Origin of the sequence: Kitasatospora sp. McL0602 (assembly GCF_052076145.1) — a bacterium.
Lineage (GTDB): Bacteria > Actinomycetota > Actinomycetes > Streptomycetales > Streptomycetaceae > Kitasatospora.
Genome location: NZ_CP197246.1, coordinates 6,422,213 through 6,440,503, shown reverse-complemented (window position 1 = coordinate 6,440,503; position 18,291 = coordinate 6,422,213). Strand labels below are relative to the sequence as shown.

The 18,291-nt window shown below is 72.3% G+C and carries 19 protein-coding genes; 11 read left to right on the top strand and 8 right to left on the bottom strand.

Annotated features, from left to right (window positions below):
• The first annotated feature begins 264 nt into the window (after nucleotides 1–264).
• The gene (locus ACR68M_RS29205; RefSeq protein ID WP_441247143.1) at nucleotides 265–639 is read left to right on the top strand and encodes a hypothetical protein; all 375 of its coding nucleotides are present in this window, start codon (nucleotides 265–267) and stop codon (nucleotides 637–639) included.
• Nucleotides 640–683: 44 nt separating this feature from the next.
• Nucleotides 684–1,022: an ArsR/SmtB family transcription factor gene (locus tag ACR68M_RS29200; protein ID WP_441247142.1), complete on the top strand. Its 339-nt coding sequence runs from the start codon at nucleotides 684–686 to the stop codon at nucleotides 1,020–1,022.
• Between the two features lie 47 nt (nucleotides 1,023–1,069).
• On the opposite strand, the gene ACR68M_RS29195 is transcribed toward ACR68M_RS29200, so the two are convergent.
• On the bottom strand, nucleotides 1,070–2,296 hold the full coding sequence (locus ACR68M_RS29195) for an aminotransferase class V-fold PLP-dependent enzyme (RefSeq protein WP_441247141.1): 1,227 nt from the start codon (nucleotides 2,294–2,296) through the stop codon (nucleotides 1,070–1,072).
• A gap of 85 nt (nucleotides 2,297–2,381) precedes the next feature.
• On the opposite strand from ACR68M_RS29195, the gene ACR68M_RS29190 reads away from it, so the two are divergent.
• Nucleotides 2,382–4,454, top strand: coding sequence for a prolyl oligopeptidase family serine peptidase (locus tag ACR68M_RS29190; protein ID WP_441247140.1), 2,073 nt, complete (start codon nucleotides 2,382–2,384; stop codon nucleotides 4,452–4,454).
• 141 nt (nucleotides 4,455–4,595) lie between these two features.
• Nucleotides 4,596–6,956, top strand: coding sequence for an immune inhibitor A domain-containing protein (locus ACR68M_RS29185; protein WP_441251744.1), 2,361 nt, complete (start codon nucleotides 4,596–4,598; stop codon nucleotides 6,954–6,956).
• 58 nt (nucleotides 6,957–7,014) lie between these two features.
• On the opposite strand, the gene ACR68M_RS29180 is transcribed toward ACR68M_RS29185, so the two are convergent.
• Both ACR68M_RS29180 and ACR68M_RS29175 read right to left on the bottom strand, forming a co-directional pair.
• A complete protein-coding gene (locus ACR68M_RS29180; protein WP_441247139.1) occupies nucleotides 7,015–7,497 on the bottom strand; it encodes a hypothetical protein in 483 nt (160 codons plus the stop codon).
• A gap of 2 nt (nucleotides 7,498–7,499) precedes the next feature.
• Nucleotides 7,500–7,967: a MarR family winged helix-turn-helix transcriptional regulator gene (locus tag ACR68M_RS29175; protein ID WP_441247138.1), complete on the bottom strand. Its 468-nt coding sequence runs from the start codon at nucleotides 7,965–7,967 to the stop codon at nucleotides 7,500–7,502.
• A gap of 210 nt (nucleotides 7,968–8,177) precedes the next feature.
• On the opposite strand from ACR68M_RS29175, the gene ACR68M_RS29170 reads away from it, so the two are divergent.
• Entirely contained in the window at nucleotides 8,178–9,542 is a 1,365-nt protein-coding gene (locus ACR68M_RS29170) for a serine hydrolase domain-containing protein (protein WP_441247137.1), read from the top strand.
• A gap of 88 nt (nucleotides 9,543–9,630) precedes the next feature.
• Here ACR68M_RS29170 and ACR68M_RS29165 read toward each other — a convergent pair whose 3' ends face one another.
• Together ACR68M_RS29165 and ACR68M_RS29160 are read right to left on the bottom strand one after the other, a co-directional pair.
• Nucleotides 9,631–10,233, bottom strand: a complete 603-nt coding sequence (locus tag ACR68M_RS29165) for a hypothetical protein (protein WP_441247136.1) — start codon at nucleotides 10,231–10,233, stop codon at nucleotides 9,631–9,633.
• Nucleotides 10,234–10,260: 27 nt separating this feature from the next.
• The gene (locus ACR68M_RS29160) at nucleotides 10,261–10,914 is read right to left on the bottom strand and encodes a TetR/AcrR family transcriptional regulator (RefSeq protein WP_441247135.1); all 654 of its coding nucleotides are present in this window, start codon (nucleotides 10,912–10,914) and stop codon (nucleotides 10,261–10,263) included.
• Between the two features lie 114 nt (nucleotides 10,915–11,028).
• Here ACR68M_RS29160 and ACR68M_RS29155 point away from each other — a divergent pair, with 114 nt between their 5' ends.
• The 4 genes from ACR68M_RS29155 (at nucleotide 11,029) to ACR68M_RS29140 (ending at nucleotide 14,280) form a co-directional block, all read left to right on the top strand.
• On the top strand, nucleotides 11,029–12,483 hold the full coding sequence (locus ACR68M_RS29155) for an FAD-dependent monooxygenase (RefSeq protein WP_441247134.1): 1,455 nt from the start codon (nucleotides 11,029–11,031) through the stop codon (nucleotides 12,481–12,483).
• A gap of 59 nt (nucleotides 12,484–12,542) precedes the next feature.
• Entirely contained in the window at nucleotides 12,543–12,905 is a 363-nt protein-coding gene (locus tag ACR68M_RS29150; protein ID WP_441247133.1) for a DUF1304 domain-containing protein, read from the top strand.
• On the top strand, nucleotides 12,902–13,465 hold the full coding sequence (locus ACR68M_RS29145; protein ID WP_441247132.1) for a TetR/AcrR family transcriptional regulator: 564 nt from the start codon (nucleotides 12,902–12,904) through the stop codon (nucleotides 13,463–13,465). The genes ACR68M_RS29150 and ACR68M_RS29145 overlap by 4 nt, the downstream gene beginning before the upstream one ends.
• A 122-nt stretch (nucleotides 13,466–13,587) precedes the next feature.
• Nucleotides 13,588–14,280, top strand: coding sequence for an ester cyclase (locus ACR68M_RS29140; RefSeq protein WP_441247131.1), 693 nt, complete (start codon nucleotides 13,588–13,590; stop codon nucleotides 14,278–14,280).
• A gap of 39 nt (nucleotides 14,281–14,319) precedes the next feature.
• On the opposite strand, the gene ACR68M_RS29135 is transcribed toward ACR68M_RS29140, so the two are convergent.
• Together ACR68M_RS29135 and ACR68M_RS29130 are read right to left on the bottom strand one after the other, a co-directional pair.
• Entirely contained in the window at nucleotides 14,320–14,742 is a 423-nt protein-coding gene (locus ACR68M_RS29135; RefSeq protein WP_441247130.1) for a tautomerase family protein, read from the bottom strand.
• A 28-nt stretch (nucleotides 14,743–14,770) separates the two neighbouring features.
• Entirely contained in the window at nucleotides 14,771–15,472 is a 702-nt protein-coding gene (locus tag ACR68M_RS29130; RefSeq protein WP_441247129.1) for an SDR family oxidoreductase, read from the bottom strand.
• Nucleotides 15,473–15,589: 117 nt separating this feature from the next.
• Here ACR68M_RS29130 and ACR68M_RS29125 point away from each other — a divergent pair, with 117 nt between their 5' ends.
• Nucleotides 15,590–16,168 carry a TetR/AcrR family transcriptional regulator gene (locus ACR68M_RS29125; protein ID WP_441247128.1) on the top strand — a complete coding sequence of 193 codons (579 nt, stop codon included), beginning with the start codon at nucleotides 15,590–15,592 and terminating at the stop codon, nucleotides 16,166–16,168.
• Nucleotides 16,169–16,201: 33 nt separating this feature from the next.
• On the opposite strand, the gene ACR68M_RS29120 is transcribed toward ACR68M_RS29125, so the two are convergent.
• On the bottom strand, nucleotides 16,202–16,645 hold the full coding sequence (locus ACR68M_RS29120; RefSeq protein WP_441247127.1) for a MarR family winged helix-turn-helix transcriptional regulator: 444 nt from the start codon (nucleotides 16,643–16,645) through the stop codon (nucleotides 16,202–16,204).
• Between the two features lie 150 nt (nucleotides 16,646–16,795).
• On the opposite strand from ACR68M_RS29120, the gene ACR68M_RS29115 reads away from it, so the two are divergent.
• Nucleotides 16,796–18,277, top strand: a complete 1,482-nt coding sequence (locus ACR68M_RS29115; RefSeq protein ID WP_441247126.1) for an MFS transporter — start codon at nucleotides 16,796–16,798, stop codon at nucleotides 18,275–18,277.
• The last annotated feature ends 14 nt before the right edge of the window (nucleotides 18,278–18,291 follow it).

Below are 18,291 nucleotides of genomic sequence, written 5' to 3'. Positions count from 1 at the left end.
GGTGGTGTTTGGTGTGGTGATCGTGCATCTCAGCCAGAGGTTACCCGGCAGGACCGACATCGAATGCACCGTTTTTTCGGGGAAGGGATCAGACCTGCAGTTGCAAATGTCTTCAAATCGCGGCGGGGTGGTCGGAGTGCGCACCGAAAGGCGACTGTTGCGGTCGGTTCTGGTCATCCGTCACGCCTCGCGCGGGCCGCTCCCTACAGTCGGACCACCGAGCCCGCCCACCGGAGCAGCGGGCCCAGCGACTGGAGGATCGCGATGGCGAATCTGGAGACCACGCTCAAGGAAGCCATGACCATCGAGGGCGCGATCGGCGTCGCACTGGTCGACTACGGGAGCGGCATGGCGCTCGGCACCCTCGGCGACAGCAACGAGATCGATCTGAACATGGCAGCAGCGGGCAACACCGATCTCGTCCGGGCGAAGATGCGCACGATGGAGATGCTGGGCCAGCACGACAACGAGATCGAGGACATCCTCGTCACCCTCACCACGCAGTACCACCTGATCCGGCCGCTCACCACGCAGGGCGGGCGCGGGCTCTTCCTCTACCTCGCGCTCAACCGCACCCGGGCCAACCTGGCGATGGCCCGGCACCAGCTGAAGCGCGTCGAGGCGACGCTGGAGGTCTGACCACCGCCCGACCACCGGCCGCCGATCGGAGAGGGGCAGGACAGGTGCCGGTACCGCTGTACCAGGCGAAGGCCGAGTTCTTCCGGATGCTGGGGCACCCCGTCCGCATCCGGGTGCTGGAGTTGCTGCAGGCCGGGCCCACACCGGTCCGCGAGCTGGTCGCCGCGCTCGGGGTGGAGCCGTCCAGCCTGTCGCAGCAGCTCGCGCAGCTGCGGCGGTACGGGCTGGTGACGGCCACCCGGGAGGGTTCGACGGTGGTGTACGCCCTCGCCGGAGGGGATGTGGCCGATCTCCTGCGGACCGCCCGGCGCATCCTCACCGAGCTGCTCACCGACCAGGGGCTGCTCCTCGCCGAACTGCAGGATCACTCGACGGCCCAGTGACCCCGGGACGGCCCGGTGGCCCCGGGACAGGCCGGTGACCCCGGCCGTCAGCGCCCCAGCAGCTCGCCGATCCCGGCGGCCAGCTTCTGGTACTCCTCGGGCCGGTTGTAGACCTGCGCGCTGATCCGCAGCACCCCGCCGCCGCTCCACGGCCGGACGGCGATCCGGGTGCCGAGCCTGCGGTGCGCGGCGACCATCAGCGCCTTCGCGGTGTGCTCGCTCTCGGCGCACCCCGGGGGCAGCCGGACGGCCCGCATCGCGAGCCCCGCCATCGCCGGCAGCGGGCGCAGCCCGGCCCGCTCGACCAGCAGCCGCTGCCCGTACGCGGCGAGCGCCGCGTTGTGCGCGCGCACCCGCTCGGCACCGAGCTGCTCCAGCAGCGCGAAGCCGCTCGGGGCGGCCAGCCAGGGGGTGTAGTCCGCCGTGCCGCGCCACTCGACCCGGGCGGGGAAGCCGCGCTCGTGCTCCCAGGAGTACATCAGCGGCCGGATCAGCGGCCGCCAGGCGCCGCTGACGGCGAGCACGGCGGTGGCGCGCGGCGCGAAGGCCCACTTGTGCAGGTTGCCGACCCAGAAGTCGGCGCCGCCGGCCCGCTCGCCGAGATTGACCGGCAGCATGCCGGGCGCGTGAGCGGCGTCGACGATGGTCACCACCCCGCGTTCGGCGAGCTCGGCGAGCAGCTGCTCGCCGGCGATCTCGCGCGCGCTGGGCGAGGTGACCAGGTCGAGCACCGCGACCTTCGTCCGGGGGCCGACGGCGGCGAGCACCTGCTGGCGCACGGCCGCCTGGTCGGGGGTGTGCAGCGAGAGGCGCAGGCTGCGGACGGTGGCGCCGGTCTCGGCCGCCCGGCGCTCGGCGGCGCGGTTGACCACGCCGTAGCCGTGGTCGGTCACCAGGATCTCGTCGCCCTCGGCGAGCGGGACGGACTCCAGCACGATGGCGATGCCCTCGGTCACGTTGGTGACGAGCGCCAGCCGGTCGGGGCGGCCGCCGAGGGCGGCGGCGAGCCGGGCGCGGGCGTGCGCGACGCGGTCCGGGAGGTCGAGGAAGAAGCCGTCCGGGTCCTGCTCCTGCTCGGCGCGCAGCCGGGCCTGGACGCGCTGGACGGGCAGCGGCACGGCGCCGTACGAGCCGTGGTTGAGGTGGGCGACGGCGGAGTCCAGGGCGAAGAGCCCGTGGGTGCCGGGCAGCGGGCGCGGTGGATCCGCGCTCTGGGCGTTGCCGGGGCCGGAACTCGGGCCGGAACTCGAGGCGGAACTCGGAGCGAAATTCATGGCGAAGTCCCTACTGCGATGATGTGTGACATTTCACACTGCATACTTCTAGCCGAGATCCCCTGCTCAGGGCAACCATCGGGCCGTGACCTCTACCGACTCCTTCCTCGCCCTCAGCGCCCGCACCGGCCGCTTCGGCTACGGCGCCCCCCGCGCCGTCACCGTCTCCGACGACGGCTCCCGGCTGCTCTTCCTCCGCTCCACCGGCTCCGAGGACCCGGTCGAGCGGCTCTGGCTGCTCGACCTGGCCACCCGTCAGGAGCACCTCGTCGCCGACCCCGTCACCCTGGCACCGCACCGGACGGGCGCGCTCTCCGACCTGCCCGCCCTGGAGCGGCGGCTGCGCGAGCGGGTGCGGATCTGGGCCCTCGGCATCGGCTCGTACGCGGCCACCGCCGACTGCTCGGTCGCGGTCTTCGCCCTGGACGGCCGGGTCTTCCGCACCGACACCGTCGGCGCCGCCACCACCGAACTCCCCGTCACCGGACCCGCCTTCGACCCGCGCCCGGCACCGGACGGCTCCAGCGTCGCGTACGTCACGGGCAGCGCCCTCCACCTGACGGACCGCCAGGAGCCGCTCAGCCCGGCGGACGGCGGCGTCTGGGGCGTCGCCGAATTCGCCGCCGCCGAGGAGCTCGGCCGCTCGCGCGGCCACTGGTGGTCGCCCGACGGCGCCGCCTTGCTCGCCACCCGGATCGACGAATCCGCCCTCCCGTTGCGGCACTTCGCCGACCCGGCGCACCCCGAGCTGGCCCCCGAGAGCTTCGCCTACCCACAGGCCGGCGGCCCCAACGTGGACCTCCAGCTCTGGGTGCTCGCCCTGGACGGCCGCCGCCGCCAACTGCACTGGAACACCGCCGCCTTCCCGTACCTGTGCGCCGCCGGGTGGGAGAGCAACGGCGAGATCCTGCTCACCGTCGCCGACCGCCTCCAGCAGACCGTACTGCTGCTCACCGCCGACCCGGCCACCGGCGAGACCCGCGAACTCTCCCGCACCGTCGACGAGTACTGGATCGAGGACCTCCCCGGCACCCCGGCCCGGCTCGCCGACGGGCGGCTGCTCACCGCCGCCGACACCCCCGACGGCTCGGCGCGCGGCGTCGCGCTGGACGGCAAGATCCTCAGCGACGAGCGCCTCCAGGTCCGCCGGGTGGTCGGCCTGCTGCGCGGCCGCCTGCTGATCGAGGCGGGCGAGGGCGACCCGGCCGACCAGCACGTCTACCTGCTCGACCCGGACAGCGGCGCGGCGGAGCGGCTCAGCGAGGGCCCCGGCGTGCACTCCGCCCTGGCCGGCGGCGAGACGCTGCTGCTCACCTCCGCCGGGCCGGACGGCATCCGCCGCCGACTCCACCACGGCGGCGCGGAGTTCGCCTTCGCCGACCACGCCGCACCGCTCCCCTACCGCGTCACGCCCAAGCTCGCCCGCGTCACCGAGCTCGGCCTGCCCACCGCCGTGGTCTACCCGCGCGGCCACCGGCCCGGCCGCCGCCTGCCCGTCCTGGTCGACGTCTACGGCGGGCCCGGCTACCAGGCCGTCGCCAACGAGCCGCGCCGCTGGCAGCTCCGCCAGTGGTGGGCCGACCAGGGCTTCGCCGTCGTCACCACCGACAACCGCGGCACGCCGTTCGTCTCGCCCGACTTCACCCGGGCGATCTTCCGCCGGTTCTCCCAGGTCGCGATCGACGACCAGGTCGCCGCCCTGCGCGCACTGGCCGAGACCGAGCCTGATCTCGACCTGGGTCGGGTCGGCGTCCGGGGCTGGTCGTACGGCGGGTACTTCGCGGCGCTCGCCGTGCTGCGCCGCCCGGACGTCTTCCACGCCGCCTGCGCGGGCGCGCCGCCCACCGACTTCCGGCTCTACGACACCGCCTACACCGAGCGCTACCTCGGCCTGCCGCAGGACAACCCCGAGGGCTACGAGGCCGACTGCCTGGTCTCCGACGCCGCGAAGCTGACCCGCCCGCTGCTGCTGATCCACGGGCTGGCCGACGACAACGTGCACCCCTCGCACACCCTGCTGCTCTCCGAGGCACTCACCCGCGCCGGGCGGCCGCACAGCGTGCTGCCGCTGCCCGGCGTCAGCCACATGACCCCGGGCGGCCTGAACGAGCGGCTCGTCGAGGCGGAACTCGCCTTCCTGCGCGGCGCACTGGGCTGACCACTCTCGGCTGTCGGACTGAGCCGACCCGTCGTCGGGCCGTTTTCGGAACAGGCCCTTCCATGTGACCGATGACATGTGAAATATTACCCCCGCTCACTCGACCACCCCCGTCCCGAAAGGACCGGTCAGTTGCGCAGAATGTCCGCAGCCCTCGCGGCTGCGCTGACCACCAGTGCGATAGCGGCCAGCATGCTGGGCGCCCACGCCCAGGCCGCCACCGCAAAGCCCGGCCTCCCCGCCGCGGCCGCCCAGGACTCCACCGAGGGCCACGAGGCCCCGGAGCAGACCCAGATCCCCACCCAGGAACGACTGCGCCGGTCACTTCAGACCAAGGCCCTGGAACAGGTCAACAAGGGCGCCGTCGCCAAGACCGCCGAGGGCACCACGCCCCCCGTCGTCAAGGTCGGCAACGACTACGTCCAGCTCGCCAAGAAGCGCACGGACAAGGTCTTCGTCATCCTCGCCCAGTTCGGCAACGAGGTCGACAACTCCACGCTCTACAACGGCGTGCCCCGCTACGGCGGCACCCCCGGCCCGGCGCACAACGCGATACCCCAGCCCGACAAGAGCGACACGCACACCTTCTGGAAGAGCGACTTCAGTCGCGACTACTACCAGCAGATGTTCTTCGACGCGACGCCCGGCGCCAACTCGCTGCGCAACTTCTACCGCACCCAGTCCTCGGGCCGGTACGACGTCGACGGCACCGTCAGCGACTGGGTGACCGTCCCGTACAACGAGGCCCGTTACGGCAGCAACAAGGGCCCGCAGGGCAGCGGCGCCTGGACGCAGACCCAGGAGTTCGTCCGGGACGCCCTGAAGGCCTGGTACGACGGCGAGATCGCCAAGGGCCGCACCGTCGCCGACATCAAGGCGCAGCTGGCCCAGTACGACGTCGAGGACCGGTACGACCACCTCAAGGACGGCAACTTCAACCAGCCCGACGGCTACCTCGACAACGTGATCGTGGTGCACGCCGGCGTGGACGAGACCTGGGGCGGCGGCGCCCAGAGCTCGGACGCCCTCTGGGCGCACCGCAGCTGGGACTTCCCGGACCCGACCGGCCAGACCGGCCCGGTCGGCAACAAGATCGGTGGCGCGCCGGTCGGCGACACCGGCCTCTACGTCTACGACTACGTCCAGGCGGGCGAGAACAGCGGCGTCGGCCTCTTCTCGCACGAGTTCGGCCACAACCTGGGCCTGCCGGACCTCTACCCGCTGACGGGTGGTGACAACGGCGTCAGCTTCTGGTCGCTGATGTCCTCGGCCTCCTACCTCGGCCGGGGCCGCAACTCCACCGGCGAGTACCCGGGCGACCTGGACGCGTGGAGCAAGCTGCAGCTCGGCTGGCTCGAGTACGACGAGGCGCAGGCCGCCACCAAGTCGTCGCACACCCTCGGCGTGAGCGGCTACAACACCGACCAGGCGCAGGCCGTCCTGGTCCACCTGCCCCCGGGCAAGACCACCACCGAGCTGGCCACCCCGTACGAGGGCCAGTCGCAGTGGTGGAGCGACACCGGCGACAGCATGGACAACTCGCTGACCCGCCCGGTCGACCTGACCGGCAAGACCGGCTCGGCCGCGCTGGACACCGCCGCCTGGTGGGACGTCGAGCAGGACTACGACTTCCTGACCTTCGAGGCCTCGGCCGACAACGGCAAGACCTGGACGGCCCTCCAGGGCACCGTCGACGGCGTGCCGTACGGCAAGACCTCGTCCAACATCCCCGGCCTGACCGGTACTTCGGCTGCCTACAAGCAGATCCACGTGCCGCTCGACGCCTACCTCGGCAAGCAGATCCAGCTGCGCGTGCACGTCACCTCCGACAACAACACGCACGGCAAGGGCGTGCTCATCGACGCCCTCAAGATCACCGCCGATGGCACCCAGGTGTTCGCCGACGGCGCCGAGAACGGCAACCAGGGCTGGGCCACCAACGGCTTCCTGGTCGTCAACGGCAAGAACGCCGTCAAGGAGCACCCGCGCGCCTACCTGGTGGAGAACCGCCGCTACGTCGGCTACGGCAGCTTCCTGAAGACCGGGCCATACAACTTCGGCTACTCGGGCGTCAAGAACAAGTCGAACGTCATCGACACCTACCCGTACCAGGAGGGTGTGCTCGTCTGGCTCTGGGACACCGACTACCTGGACAACAACACCAAGGACCACCTCGGCGGCGGCCTGATCCTGCCGGTCGACGCGCACACCTCGGCGGTCCGCTTCGGTGACGGCAGCCTGGTCAACGGGCGGGCGCAGACCTACGACGCGCCGTTCTCGCTCAAGCCGACCACCGGCTTCACCCTGCACAAGGGCGGCGTGGCCACCACCATCGGCACCGAGTTCGCCGTGCCGGCCTTCAACGACCACACCGGCGTCTACCTCGACCCGGCCGACCCGCAGGTCGGGGTGAACGTCCCCGACACCAACACCAAGATCGAGGTCGTTCGCGAGACCCAGAACGGCAAGCTGACCACCATCAAGGTCGGCCCGGCGTCCTGACGTCTCTCCCGTGAGCCCTGGTCCCGCCGCATCCGGCGGGGCCGGGGCTTCCGTCTTTTCAGATCTCGACCAGTTCGGCGTCGGCCAGCTCGGCGTCGGCGCGGGCCGTGACGGTCGCCAACACCATTCCGGCGACAGCCAGTTCCTCGGCCGAGAAATCGCCGTACAGCCGCGCGGTGAGCTCGGCGACCTCGGCGCGGAGCTCGCGAGTCAGCGCACGGCCGGCCTCGGTCGCACGGAGGCGGGGCAGGTCGCCGGGGAGGGTCTCCAGCAGCCCGGCGGCCGTCAGCTCGGCGACGGTCGCCAGGGCGGCCGAGACATCGACCTTCAGCGCGCCGGTCATCCGGGCCGTGATCCGGTCACGGTCGACCGAGTCGCCGGCGCCCACGGCGGCGTCCACAGTGGCGTTCAGGGCCACCGACTGCTGGAAGGTGATGCCGACGGGGAGCAGCAGACGCTCCATCAGCGCGCGGGTGGCGTAGTGGGCCTGGCCGATGACCTGGCCGTTGACGGTGGGCGGGGGTGTGGGCGTGGTGGACATGGCTACTCCTTGACAGGGGGTTCGAGGGTGACGTCGAGCAGGGTCGCGAGTTCGCGGGAGAACGCCTCGGTGCGCTGCCCCGCCAGGCCGCCCAGTGGTGCGAGAAGCTGGTCGAGCAGGGCGTGGACGACCTCGATCGCGCGCTCGGCGGTGCTACGCCCGGCCTCGGTGAGCGCGAGCCGGACGGCCCGGGTGTCGACCGGGTCCGGCGTCCGCTCGACCAGGCCGGCGGCCTCCAGGGCGCGGGCCAGCTTCGAGACGTAGAGCGGCTCCAGGCCGGTGTGGTCGGCCAGTTGGCGCTGGCTGGGCAGAGCGCCGGACCGCTGCACCGCCAGCAGGGAGGAGAGCAGCGAGTACTGCGCGTGGGTCAGGCCGTGCGGGGCCAGCGCCCGGTCGACCGCCACCCGCCACTTCATCGACAGCCGCCAGACCTGGAAGCCCGGTGTCGGCCCGGGGGATGCTTCGCTCATGCCAGATAGAGTACATGGCTACTATCTCCATGGACAGCATTTTCGGGTCGGCCGCCGCCATGCGGTAATTCAGCGGAAGCCTGACCTGTGGCGGAGTAGGGTCGGGCGGTCCACCGAGAGCCGTCAGAGCTCAGAGCTCAGAGCTCAGAGCTCAGAGCTCAGAGCTCAGAGCTCAGAGCTCAGAATTCAGAACTCAGAACGAGGAGACAGATGGCCTTCCAGGCTGAGGAGTTGCTCCCCGAGACGCGCCGCGCCCTGCTGCACCGGCTCGCCGTCGGCCAGGCCGAGGGGCGCACCCCCTCCCTGGTGGGGGCCGTCGTCCGGGGCGGGCACACCGTCTGGGCCGAAGGCCGCAGCATGATCGAGGACCACGCACCGGACGCGGACGTGCAGTACCGGATCGGCTCGATCACCAAGACCTTCGTCGCCGTACTGGTGCTGCGCCTGCGTGACGAGGGCCTGCTGGAGCTCACCGACCGGCTGGAGCAGCACCTGCCCGGCAGCCCGGCCGGTCAGCTGACGATCGCCCAACTCCTCTCCCACACCTCGGGTCTGCCCGCCGAGACACCGGGGCCCTGGTGGGAGCGGACCCCGGGCACGCTGCGGCCCTCGCTCGCCGACGCGCTCGGCCCCGCCAAGCACCCGGCGGGCAGCCGGTTCCACTACTCCAACCCGGGCTACGCCGCGCTCGGCGCACTGGTCGCGCACCTGCGCAAGGAGCCCTGGGGCGACGCCCTGCGGCGGGAGATCCTGGAGCCGCTCGGCATGGCCCGCACGACGCTGCTGCCACAGGCCCCGCACGCCGGCGGCTTCGCGGTGCACCCCTGGGCCGACGTGATGATGCCCGAACCCCTGGAGGACACCGGGGTGATGGCACCGGCGGGCCAGCTCTGGTCCACCGCAGCCGATCTCGGCCGCTGGGCCGCCTTCCTCGCCGCCGGTGACCCGGCGGTGCTCAGCCGCGACACCCTCGCCGAGATGCGACGGCCGGCCGCCCCGCCGGAGGACGAGCAGTGGGCCTCCAGCTACGGCCTCGGCCTGCAACTCCGCTGGCAGGACGGCCGGTTGTACTACGGCCACGGCGGCTCGATGCCCGGCTTCCTGGCCTCCGTGTGGGTGAGCGAGGCGGACGGCCTGGCCGCCGTCGTCCTGACAAACACCACCTCCGGCACCCCGACCTCGACCATCGCCGCCGACCTGATCCGGATCGTCGCCGAGCGCGAACCCAACTTCCCCGAGCCCTGGCGCCCGCTGCCCGAGGCCGACCCGGAGCTGCTGGCCCTCACCGGGCCCTGGTACTGGGGCCCTTCGGCCTTCGTCCTGCACCTGCGTGGCGACCGGGACCTGGAGCTCGTCCCGCTGAACACCGGCCGGGGCGACCACTTCCGGGCCGAGCCGGACGGCACCTGGACGGGCCTGGACGGCTACTACGCCGGCGAGACCCTCCGGGTCGTCCGGCATCCGGACGGCGCGGTGAGCCACCTCGACATCGGCAGCTTCGTCCTCACCCGGACCCCGTACGACCCCACCGCGCCCGTCCCCGGCGGCGTGGACCCACGCGGGTGGCAGTTCTGACCGTCCAGTCCCGCCCTGCATCTCGGCCGGGTGCGGCGCGCCCACTCCGACGTCGACGTCCGGGTACTCAGCGCACCACACCCTGACGTCACGACGACGAGGCGTCCGCCGGACCGTCCCGTAGCTGGTCGAGTAGCAGCTCGACGGCCGCCCGCGCCTCGCCCAGCGGCGCTCCGGTGGCCTGCCGCCAGACCTTCAGCGCCTTGGTCCGCTCACCCGCCAGCGCGTGGGCGACGGCCAGCCGGGCGTACAGGGGCTGGCCCGGGATCCGGGCGGGGATCGGGCGGCCGCGCGGCTCGCCGCCACGGCCGCTGGGGTCGTGCTCGTCGAGCAGGGGGTGCAGGTGCCGGCCGGGCTCCCCGCCAGGCGCCAGGTCCAGATCCAGGCCCAACAGGCCCGGGTCGTCGATCAGTTGGCAGACGTTGTAGAGCAGCTCGTGCTGCATCCGGCGCACCACGTCGGTCAGATCGTCCGGGTCGACGCCGCACGCCAGTATCCGGTGCAGGGCGGCCGCCGTCGGATGGTCGGGCACGGCCCCGTCCGCCTGGCCCCTGAGCCAGGCCTCGATCCACGAGGGGCGGCCGTCGGTGCACCCGTCCTCGTCCACGACGAGCCCCCACAGGGCCCCGACGAACGGCTCGGGCGCACCCGGTGCGGTCTTCCGGTCGGCGTCGAGCTCGGCATCGGTCACCGGCACAGTCGACCACATCCGGCGGTCTCAGTACCCCTGCGGGGCCGCTCCCGAGGCGAGGAGGGCGAAGGCGCGTTCGGTGTCGGCGACGGCCTGGCGGTAGGCGTCGGCGAGCGGGAGGCCGGCCGAGAGACGCTGCCAGTTGTCGTGGGCGAGGGCGTTGCGGACGGCGACGTACTGGGCGGCGACCAGGCGGTCCGTCAGGTCGGGGGTGTCGTCGTGGGGGTTGTCGTCGTGGAGGGTGCCGAGGGCCTGGGCCAGGGCTTCGGTGTCGGCGGCGACGTAGGAGGCGAGGTGGGCGGAGAGACTCGGGGTCTCGTAGATCAGGCGTAGGAAGGCGAGCACCTCGGGGTGGCTGTTCAGGCCGACCGACGGGTCGTGGGCGGCCAGGCGGTCGAGGTGGTGGAGCCGGAGTGCGGCGAGCGGGGTGAGCCCGGCCGGGCGGCCTCGGACGACGCGGGCGGCCTCGCCCTGGTGGTCGGCGAACCGGTGCAGCACCAGGTCTTCCTTGCTGGCGAAGTACCGGAAGAGCGTCGGCTTGGAGACCTCGGCGCGGGCGGCGACCTCCGCGACCGAGACCCGGTCGAAGCCCTCGGCGAGGAACAGCGAGATGGCCGCGTCGGCGATCGCCTGCCGGGTGCGCTCCTTCTTCAGGGTCCGCAGACCTCCTGGCTCGTTCATGGGCCCATGCTAACCCGGACATTTTTGTTACCAAGTTGCATTTATTACCGGGTTGCTGTTTTCTGGAGGCTCCAGCCCTGGAGATCCCAGCCCGGCCGACAGAAGGAGCCAGCCATGACAGCCACGACCCAGGTACTCATCGTGGGGGCGGGCCCGACCGGGCTCACCCTGGCGTGCAGCCTCGCCCGCCAGGGCGTGCAGGTCAGGATCATCGACAAGTCGCCCGCCTTCCCGACCAGTTCACGCGGCAAGGCCCTGAACGCCCGCAGCCTGGAGGTGCTGGCCGATCTCGGGCTGGGCGAGCGGCTGCTCGCCTCCGGCACCACGCACCTGCCCTTCCGCAAGTACTTCGACGGCGCGTTCGCCGGCGACACCGAGCCGTCCGGCGGGGGGCTCGGCATCCCTCAGTGGCAGGTCGAGGGGCTGCTCCGGGAGCAGCTCGGCACGTACGGGGTGAAGGTCGAACTCGGCGTCGAGCTGGTGGAGTTCAGTCAGGACGAGAGCGGGGTGCAGGCCACCCTCGCGGACGGCGGGCGGATCGACGCCGGGTATCTGGTCGGGTGCGACGGCGGGCGCAGCCCCGTCCGCAAGGCGCTCGGGATCGGCTTCGAGGGGCGGAGCGAGCCGGAGGTGGCGATGTACTGCGGCGACGTCGAGGTGGACGGGCTGGACCGGTCGGTCTGGCACCAGTGGTTCGGGTCGGACGGGGGCGCGGTGCTGCTCTGCCCCTTCCGGGACAGCGAGAAGTGGCAGTTCCAGGCGCCGCCCGAGCGGGATGCCGACGGCGCCGAGCTGCCGCCCTCACTGGAGGGCTTCCAGCGGCTCTTCGACCGGTACGCCCAGGTGCCCGGAGTCCGGCTGCGGAACGCGACCTGGCTCTCCACCTGGCGGGTCAACGTCAGGATGGCCGACCGCTACCGGGTGGGCCGGATGCTGCTCGCCGGGGACGCCGCGCACGTCCACCCGATCGCGGGCGGGCTGGGCATGAACACCGGCATCCAGGACGCCTGGAACCTCGGCTGGAAGCTCGGGTACGTCGCCACCGGCCAGGCGGCGCCCGCCCTGCTGGACACCTACCAGGAGGAGCGCCTCCCGATCGCCGCCTGGACGCTGGATCTGACCAGCTCGGCCCTCACCGCCGTCCTCGAAGGCGCCCGCACGCCGGGCACCGGCCTGGAGGCGGCCAGGGCGCCCGGCCTGGACGGCCTGGGCGTGACGTACCGGCACGGCTCGCTCGCGGACGACCGCCTCGGCGGCCCGGCGGTACGGGCCGGGGACCGGGCGCCGGACGTGGAGCTGCCGCTCGCGGGCGCGCCCGTACGACTGTCCTCGCTGCTCGCGGGCGACCACTTCACGCTGCTCTCCTTCGGCGCTCCCGCCCCGGCGGTCGGCGGGCCGGTGCGCGCCGTCACGGTGGACACCGAGACGGCCCGCGCGGCGTACGGCGTCACCGGGGACGCCGTGGTGCTGATCCGCCCGGACCATCACGTGGCCCTGACCACCGGGGCGGCGGACGCTGCGGCGGAGGTGCGCGGGTACCTGGCGGGCCTCGGGATCGCCACGGCGTGACTTCTTGGACAGATGTCCAGCTATGATGGACACCTGTCCAAGACAAGGGAGTGGTGACGGTGGGAACGATCGCAGCCGTACTGGTCGGCCTGGTGGCCGCGCTGCACGCGTACATCCTGGTGCTGGAGATGTTCCTCTGGGAGAAGCGGCCGGGCCGCGAGCTCTCGGGCTTCGACGCCGCGATGGCGCGGGCGACGGCGCCGCTCGCGGCCAACCAGGGGCTGTACAACGGGTTCCTGGCCGCCGGGCTGGTGTGGGGCCTGGTCGCGGGTGACCCGACCGGCTTCCGGGTGCAGGTGTTCTTCCTGAGCTGCGTGGTGGTCGCGGGTCTCTACGGGGGCGCCACCGCGAACCGGCGGATCCTGGTCGCGCAGGCGCTGCCCGGGGCGCTCGCGCTGGCCGCCGTACTGGTGGCCCGATGACCAACCCCCCGGACCCTCGGGCGGCGCGGACGCGGGAGAGACTGCGGCAGGCACTGCTGGCGGAGTGCGCCGAACGGCCGCTGGCGGAGGTCGGTGTCGCCGCGCTGGTGCGGCGGGCCGGGGTGGGCCGGGCGACCTTCTACGTGCACTACGCGGACCTGGAGGCGCTGGCGGTCGACGCCTGCGCGGGCGTGGTCCGCGACGCGGTGGACGCGCTGCACGCCTGGCGCGGCGTGCCCGACCCGGAGCAGCCGCCACCGGCGCTGGTCGACTTCTTCACCGGCCTCACCCCGCACGCCACCCTCTACCGGGCCCTGCTGCGCCCCGGCGGCGGGGGCCCGCTCGGGCTCGTGCTCCACACCGACCTGCGCGAGCGCAGCCGCACCGAACGGGCGCTGGCCGGTGCGGCGGAGCCGGACGTGGTCGCCTCCGCCGTCGCCGCCGCCTTCGCCGGAGTCCTCGCCGACTGGCTGCACGGGCTGATCGACGCCTCCCCCGAGCGGACGGCCCACCTGGCCTGGCGCCTGCTCATCGCACTCCACCGCACGCCGGGCCTCTGACCTGCCGAGGGAGCACCGTTCGGGTGGGCGCCGTTGTGGTGCCGGGCGGGCGGAGGGAGGAGAGTAGAGGGTGGCACGGTCTGCGGGCGGAGCAAGCCAGGGGGTCTCATCGGGAGGTAGCGATGACCTTCGTGCAGATCGTCGAGTGCCGGACGGAGCAGCCGGACGAGCTCAACCGGCTGATGGACAGCTGGATCGAGCAGACCCAGGGCCGGCGCACGGCCACCCACGCGATGGTGGGCGCGGACCGGGCGGATGCCCGGCACATCGTGGAGATCGTCGAGTTCCCGTCCTACGAGGCGGCGATGCGCAACTCTGGTCTCCCGGAGACCGACCGGATCTTCCAGGAGCTGGTGGCGCTCTGCCAGGAGCCGCCCACCTTCACCGACCTCGATCTCGTCCGCGACGAGCAGTTCCAGAAGGAGGCGGTCCGCCGGCTGCTGATGGAGCCGCCGACGGGCGACATGTCCGCGCTGGACGAGCTGCTCGCCCCCGACTACCGGGACCACGACCCATCGATGGACGGCGACATGGTCGGCCCGGCAGCCGTCCGGCAGATGATCGAGGGCTACCGCTCGGCCTTCGACTTCACCTTCGACATCCAGAGCCAGATCGCCGAGGGCGACCAGGTCGCCACCCGGTGGATCTGGCGCGGCACGCACATCGGCGAGTTCCAGGGCGTGGCGGCCACCCACAAGCGCGTCGAGTCCGCCGGGGTGACGATCTTCCGCTTCGAGGACGGCAAGGTCAAGGACGGCTGGTGGAGTTGGGACGCCATCGCCATGATGCGCCAACTGGGGATGATGCCCGGCTGACCCGGACCCCTGCCCGTGCGCGGCTCGCCATCGAGGCGGTCAGTACGGGCTCGGGCGGTTCTCCGACGCCCAGCGCTGCTCGGCCTCGCTCTGCGGCGGGGGCGGGGCCATGCCTTCGATCATCCAGAGGTCCTGCGGCGTCTCGTCGATGTGGAACTCGCAGTACAGGCCCCGGTCCGTCGTGTGGGGCGCGAGCAGCGCGGCGAGCGCCTCCCGGGTGCGCCGACGCATGTCCGGGTCGCCGGCGTGCCGGGCGATGTGCTCGACGACGATGCGCACGGCGTCCGGTGTGGGCTCGCCGCCCACGTAGAACGAGTCGGCGCCGATCTCGTGGAAGAGCACCACGACGTAGAACTTCGGCAGCCCGAAGCGGGTGTAGAGCCCGGTGATGTCGTCGGCGAGCTGCTTCTTCTGCGGCGGGGTGTAGCTGCCGGGGGGATGGTAGACGTGCCAGAGCGGCATGGTTCTCCTCTGCGGACGGGGGGTGGATTCAGCGACGGATGGAGATGCCGAGGCCTTCGACCGGCCCGGAGAGCGCGGCCTTGACGGCGCGCGTGACGTCGTCGACGAGGATCTCGCTGTCGCCGCGCTCGACGCCGTCCAGGACGATGCGGGCGACGTCGGCGACCGCGACCTTCTCGACCGGGAGGGCCGCGACCATGTCGGTGTCCGCGAAGCCCAGGTGCACGCCGACGACCTGGGTGCCCTGGGCGGCGAGTTCGAGGCGCAGCGAGTTCGTCAGCGACCACAGGGCGGCCTTGGACGCGCCGTACGCGCCGGCCCCCGCGCCCCAGGACAGCAGCGAGTGCATGTCGACGAGGGCACCGCCGCCGCGGGCGGCGAGCACCGGCGCGAACGCCTGGGCGACCCGGAGCGGGCCGAAGACATTGGTCTCGAACGTCTCCCGGACCAGGAGCAGGTCCGCGGTGAGCAGCGGCGCCGGGTGCAGGACGCCGGCGTTGTTGAAGACGAGGTCGACGTCCTGCGCGCGCTCGGCCAGGGCGGCGACGGAGCCGTCGTCGGTGACGTCCAGGGTGAGGACCTCGACCCGCTGGTCCGGGCTCGGGGCGGGCTTGCGGGTGGTGGCGTAGACCTTCTCGGCGCCGCGCCGCAGCAGTTCCTCGACGAGTGCCCCGCCGATGCCGCGTCGGCCCCCGGTGACCAGTGCGACAGAGCCTTCGATCACGGTCATGTGCGTTCTCCTCCGCTGTAGGATGACTTTTAGATTACTATCATCATCTAAACGGGTTGCGGAAGTAGGATCCTCGAGAACGTCAGAAGGCTCAGCACGGAGAAGGGACCGCCGACCATGCCCCGAGTGTCACGAGCCGAGGCCCAGCAGCACCGGCAGGAGGTGATCGACCACACCGCCCGGCTGATCCGCGAGAAGGGCGCCGACCAGGTCAGCGTCCCCCGGGCGATGGCCGCCGCCGGGCTCACCCACGGCGGGTTCTACCGTCACTTCTCCTCGAAGGACGACCTGATCGTCCAGGCCCTCCAGGCCGCCTTCACCGAGCGCCGCGAAGCCATGGACCGGCTCGCCGAGGCCGCCCCCGCCGACCGGTCCGGCCGGGCCGAGTTCCTGACGCGCTACCTCTCCGAGCTCCACCGCGACAACCCCGCCGGCGGCTGCGCGGCCGCCGCCCTGGCCGCCGACGCCATCCGCGCCGAGCCCGGCGCCCCGATCCGCAGAGCCTTCACGGAGGGCCTGAGCGACCTCGTCGACGGCTTCCGGCAGCTCGACGGCGACGCGGCCGACCGCAGCACCGCCATCGCCGAACTGTCCACTCTCGTCGGCGCCATCCTCCTCGCCCGCGCGAGCGACGACCCGGACCTCTCCCGCGAGATCCTCACCGCGGCCCGGCAGCACCTCGACGCCGCGTCCTGACGCCGGCTCAGGCGGTCGGCTCAGGCGGTCGGCTCAGGCGGTCGGCTCAGGGAAGACCCGGGTCAGCAGGGCCTGGAAGGCGTGACGGTCCTCGTCGCTCAGCCGGTCCAGCCCGGTGAGGCCCGACAGCATGTCGGCGCGGATCCGGCGGACGGTCTCCTCGCCCTCCTCGGTCAGCAGTACGTTCTTGATCCGCCGGTCGGCCGGGGCGACCTCGCGGCGGACCAGGCCGCGTGCCTCCAGGCGGTCGACGATGCCGGTGACGTTGGAGGCGTCGCAGGCGAGCAGGTCGGCGAGGGTGCGCATGGGCCTCGGCTCGCGGAGCAGGCTGAGCGTCTTGCCCTGCATGAGGGTGAGCCCGTGCTCGGCCGCCATCGCGGCGAAGTTCCGGTAGTAGGCCGCCGCGGCCCGAGCCAGCTGGTCCATGAGCTGGACGGGGGTGGGGGCGGCCGTGGGCGGGGTGGCGGGCTGGGGCATGGGACAAGTGTAAGCCGGATTGCTTGACATCTTCAATCATCCAGGTCTACCTTCAACCTATTGCTTGATGACATCAACTATCTAAGTCTTCAAGCCTCAGGCCCGGTCCGCACCTCCGCGCGGCAGGCCATCCCCGGAAGGACCTCCCTGATGAGCCACACCCCTGCCTCCAGCCCGCCGAAACGCGGCAGCACCCCCCTGATCATGGCGCTCGGCCTGGCCGCGATGGTGGTGGCGATGGCGCAGACCCAGGTCGTCCCGATCCTCGCGCTGCTGCAGAAGCAGCTGCACACGGGCGCCGCCGGCGTCAGCTGGGTGACGACCGCCGCGCTGCTCTCGGCGGCCGTCTTCACCCCGCTGCTCGGCCGGGTCGGCGACCAGTACGGCAAGAAGCGCACGCTGCTCGCGGTGCTCGGCGTGATGGTGGTCGGCTCGGTGATCGCCGCCACCACCACCTCGCTGGCCCTCCTGATCGTCGGCCGGGTGCTCCAGGGCTCCGCGACCGCGATCTTCCCACTCGCCCTCTCGGTGATCCGTGACGAAGTGCCGCACGAGAAGCTGCACGGGGCGATGGCGCTGGTCAGCGGCACGCTGGCGTTCGGCAGCGGCCTCTCACTGGTGGCCACCGGGCTGCTCACCCAGGGCGCCCACCCCAACTACCACCTGGTCTTCTGGTTCTCCACTGCGCTGACCGTCCTCGCCCTGGCCGCCGTCGCGTTCGTCGTCCCGCACGGCGGCTCCCCCACCGGGGGCCGGATCGACATCCTGGGCGCCCTCACCCTGGCCGTCTTCCTCGTCCTGCTGCTGCTCGGCATCTCCCAGGGCCACGAGTGGGGCTGGTCCTCCGCCCGCACACTGGGCGCACTGGGCGGTTCCGTCGTGGTCGCCGCGCTCTGGGTGCTGGTCGAGCGGCGGGTGGCCAACCCGCTGGTGGACATGCGGATGTTCGTCCACCGCCAGGTGCTCTTCACCAACCTGGCCGGGCTCTTCGTCGGCTTCGCCTCCTTCGCCCAGTTCATCGGCATCTCGTACCTGGTCCAGATGCCCGGACGGCTCACCGGCTACGGCTTCACCGCCTCGGTGCTGCGGGCCTCCGTCGAGTACCTGCTGCCCAGCGCCCTGGTCGCACTGGCGGCGGCCCCGGTCGGCGGCCGGCTGGTCCGCCGGATCGGCGCCCGGTCCACCCTCGGGGTGGGCGCGCTGATCGGCGTCGCTGGCTTCGCCTGGCTCGCCTTCGGCCACGGCGCCGAGGGCTCGGTGATCGCGGCCGGCATGCTCACCGGCATCGCGATCTCCTTCGGCTACGCCGCGATGCCCGCGCTGATCGCGGCCAGCGTGCCGCTGCAGCAGACCGGCATCGCCAACGGCATCAACTCCATCTCCCGGTCGGTCGGCAGTTCGATCGCCAGCGCCGTGGTGACCTCGCTGCTCGCCTCCAAGGTGATCGACTACCCGGCGATCGGCGCGGCGCTCCCCGCCGAGAGCCAGTTCACGCTCAGCTTCGTGATAGCCGCCGTGGCGCTGCTGCTGGCCGCCGCGGTCGCCTGGGCCGGGCTCAGCAAGCACCACCGGCCGCTCGCCGCCGCCCCCGCGCCGACCAAGGCCCGCGAAGCGGCCCTGACCCACTCCTGACCGACCGTCACCCC

What these genes read in the sequence shown, in the direction of transcription:
- ACR68M_RS29205 (WP_441247143.1), top strand. Translation starts at nt 265, where the DNA reads ATGGCGAATCTGGAGACCACGCTCAAGGAAGCCATGACCATCGAGGGC.
- ACR68M_RS29195 (WP_441247141.1), bottom strand. Translation starts at nt 2,296, where the DNA reads ATGAATTTCGCTCCGAGTTCCGCCTCGAGTTCCGGCCCGAGTTCCGGC.
- ACR68M_RS29185 (WP_441251744.1), top strand. Translation starts at nt 4,596, where the DNA reads ATGTCCGCAGCCCTCGCGGCTGCGCTGACCACCAGTGCGATAGCGGCC.
- ACR68M_RS29180 (WP_441247139.1), bottom strand. Translation starts at nt 7,497, where the DNA reads ATGTCCACCACGCCCACACCCCCGCCCACCGTCAACGGCCAGGTCATC.
- ACR68M_RS29175 (WP_441247138.1), bottom strand. Translation starts at nt 7,967, where the DNA reads ATGAGCGAAGCATCCCCCGGGCCGACACCGGGCTTCCAGGTCTGGCGG.
- ACR68M_RS29170 (WP_441247137.1), top strand. Translation starts at nt 8,178, where the DNA reads ATGGCCTTCCAGGCTGAGGAGTTGCTCCCCGAGACGCGCCGCGCCCTG.
- ACR68M_RS29160 (WP_441247135.1), bottom strand. Translation starts at nt 10,914, where the DNA reads ATGAACGAGCCAGGAGGTCTGCGGACCCTGAAGAAGGAGCGCACCCGG.
- ACR68M_RS29155 (WP_441247134.1), top strand. Translation starts at nt 11,029, where the DNA reads ATGACAGCCACGACCCAGGTACTCATCGTGGGGGCGGGCCCGACCGGG.
- ACR68M_RS29145 (WP_441247132.1), top strand. Translation starts at nt 12,902, where the DNA reads ATGACCAACCCCCCGGACCCTCGGGCGGCGCGGACGCGGGAGAGACTG.
- ACR68M_RS29140 (WP_441247131.1), top strand. Translation starts at nt 13,588, where the DNA reads ATGACCTTCGTGCAGATCGTCGAGTGCCGGACGGAGCAGCCGGACGAG.
- ACR68M_RS29135 (WP_441247130.1), bottom strand. Translation starts at nt 14,742, where the DNA reads ATGCCGCTCTGGCACGTCTACCATCCCCCCGGCAGCTACACCCCGCCG.
- ACR68M_RS29130 (WP_441247129.1), bottom strand. Translation starts at nt 15,472, where the DNA reads ATGACCGTGATCGAAGGCTCTGTCGCACTGGTCACCGGGGGCCGACGC.
- ACR68M_RS29125 (WP_441247128.1), top strand. Translation starts at nt 15,590, where the DNA reads ATGCCCCGAGTGTCACGAGCCGAGGCCCAGCAGCACCGGCAGGAGGTG.
- ACR68M_RS29120 (WP_441247127.1), bottom strand. Translation starts at nt 16,645, where the DNA reads ATGCCCCAGCCCGCCACCCCGCCCACGGCCGCCCCCACCCCCGTCCAG.
- ACR68M_RS29115 (WP_441247126.1), top strand. Translation starts at nt 16,796, where the DNA reads ATGAGCCACACCCCTGCCTCCAGCCCGCCGAAACGCGGCAGCACCCCC.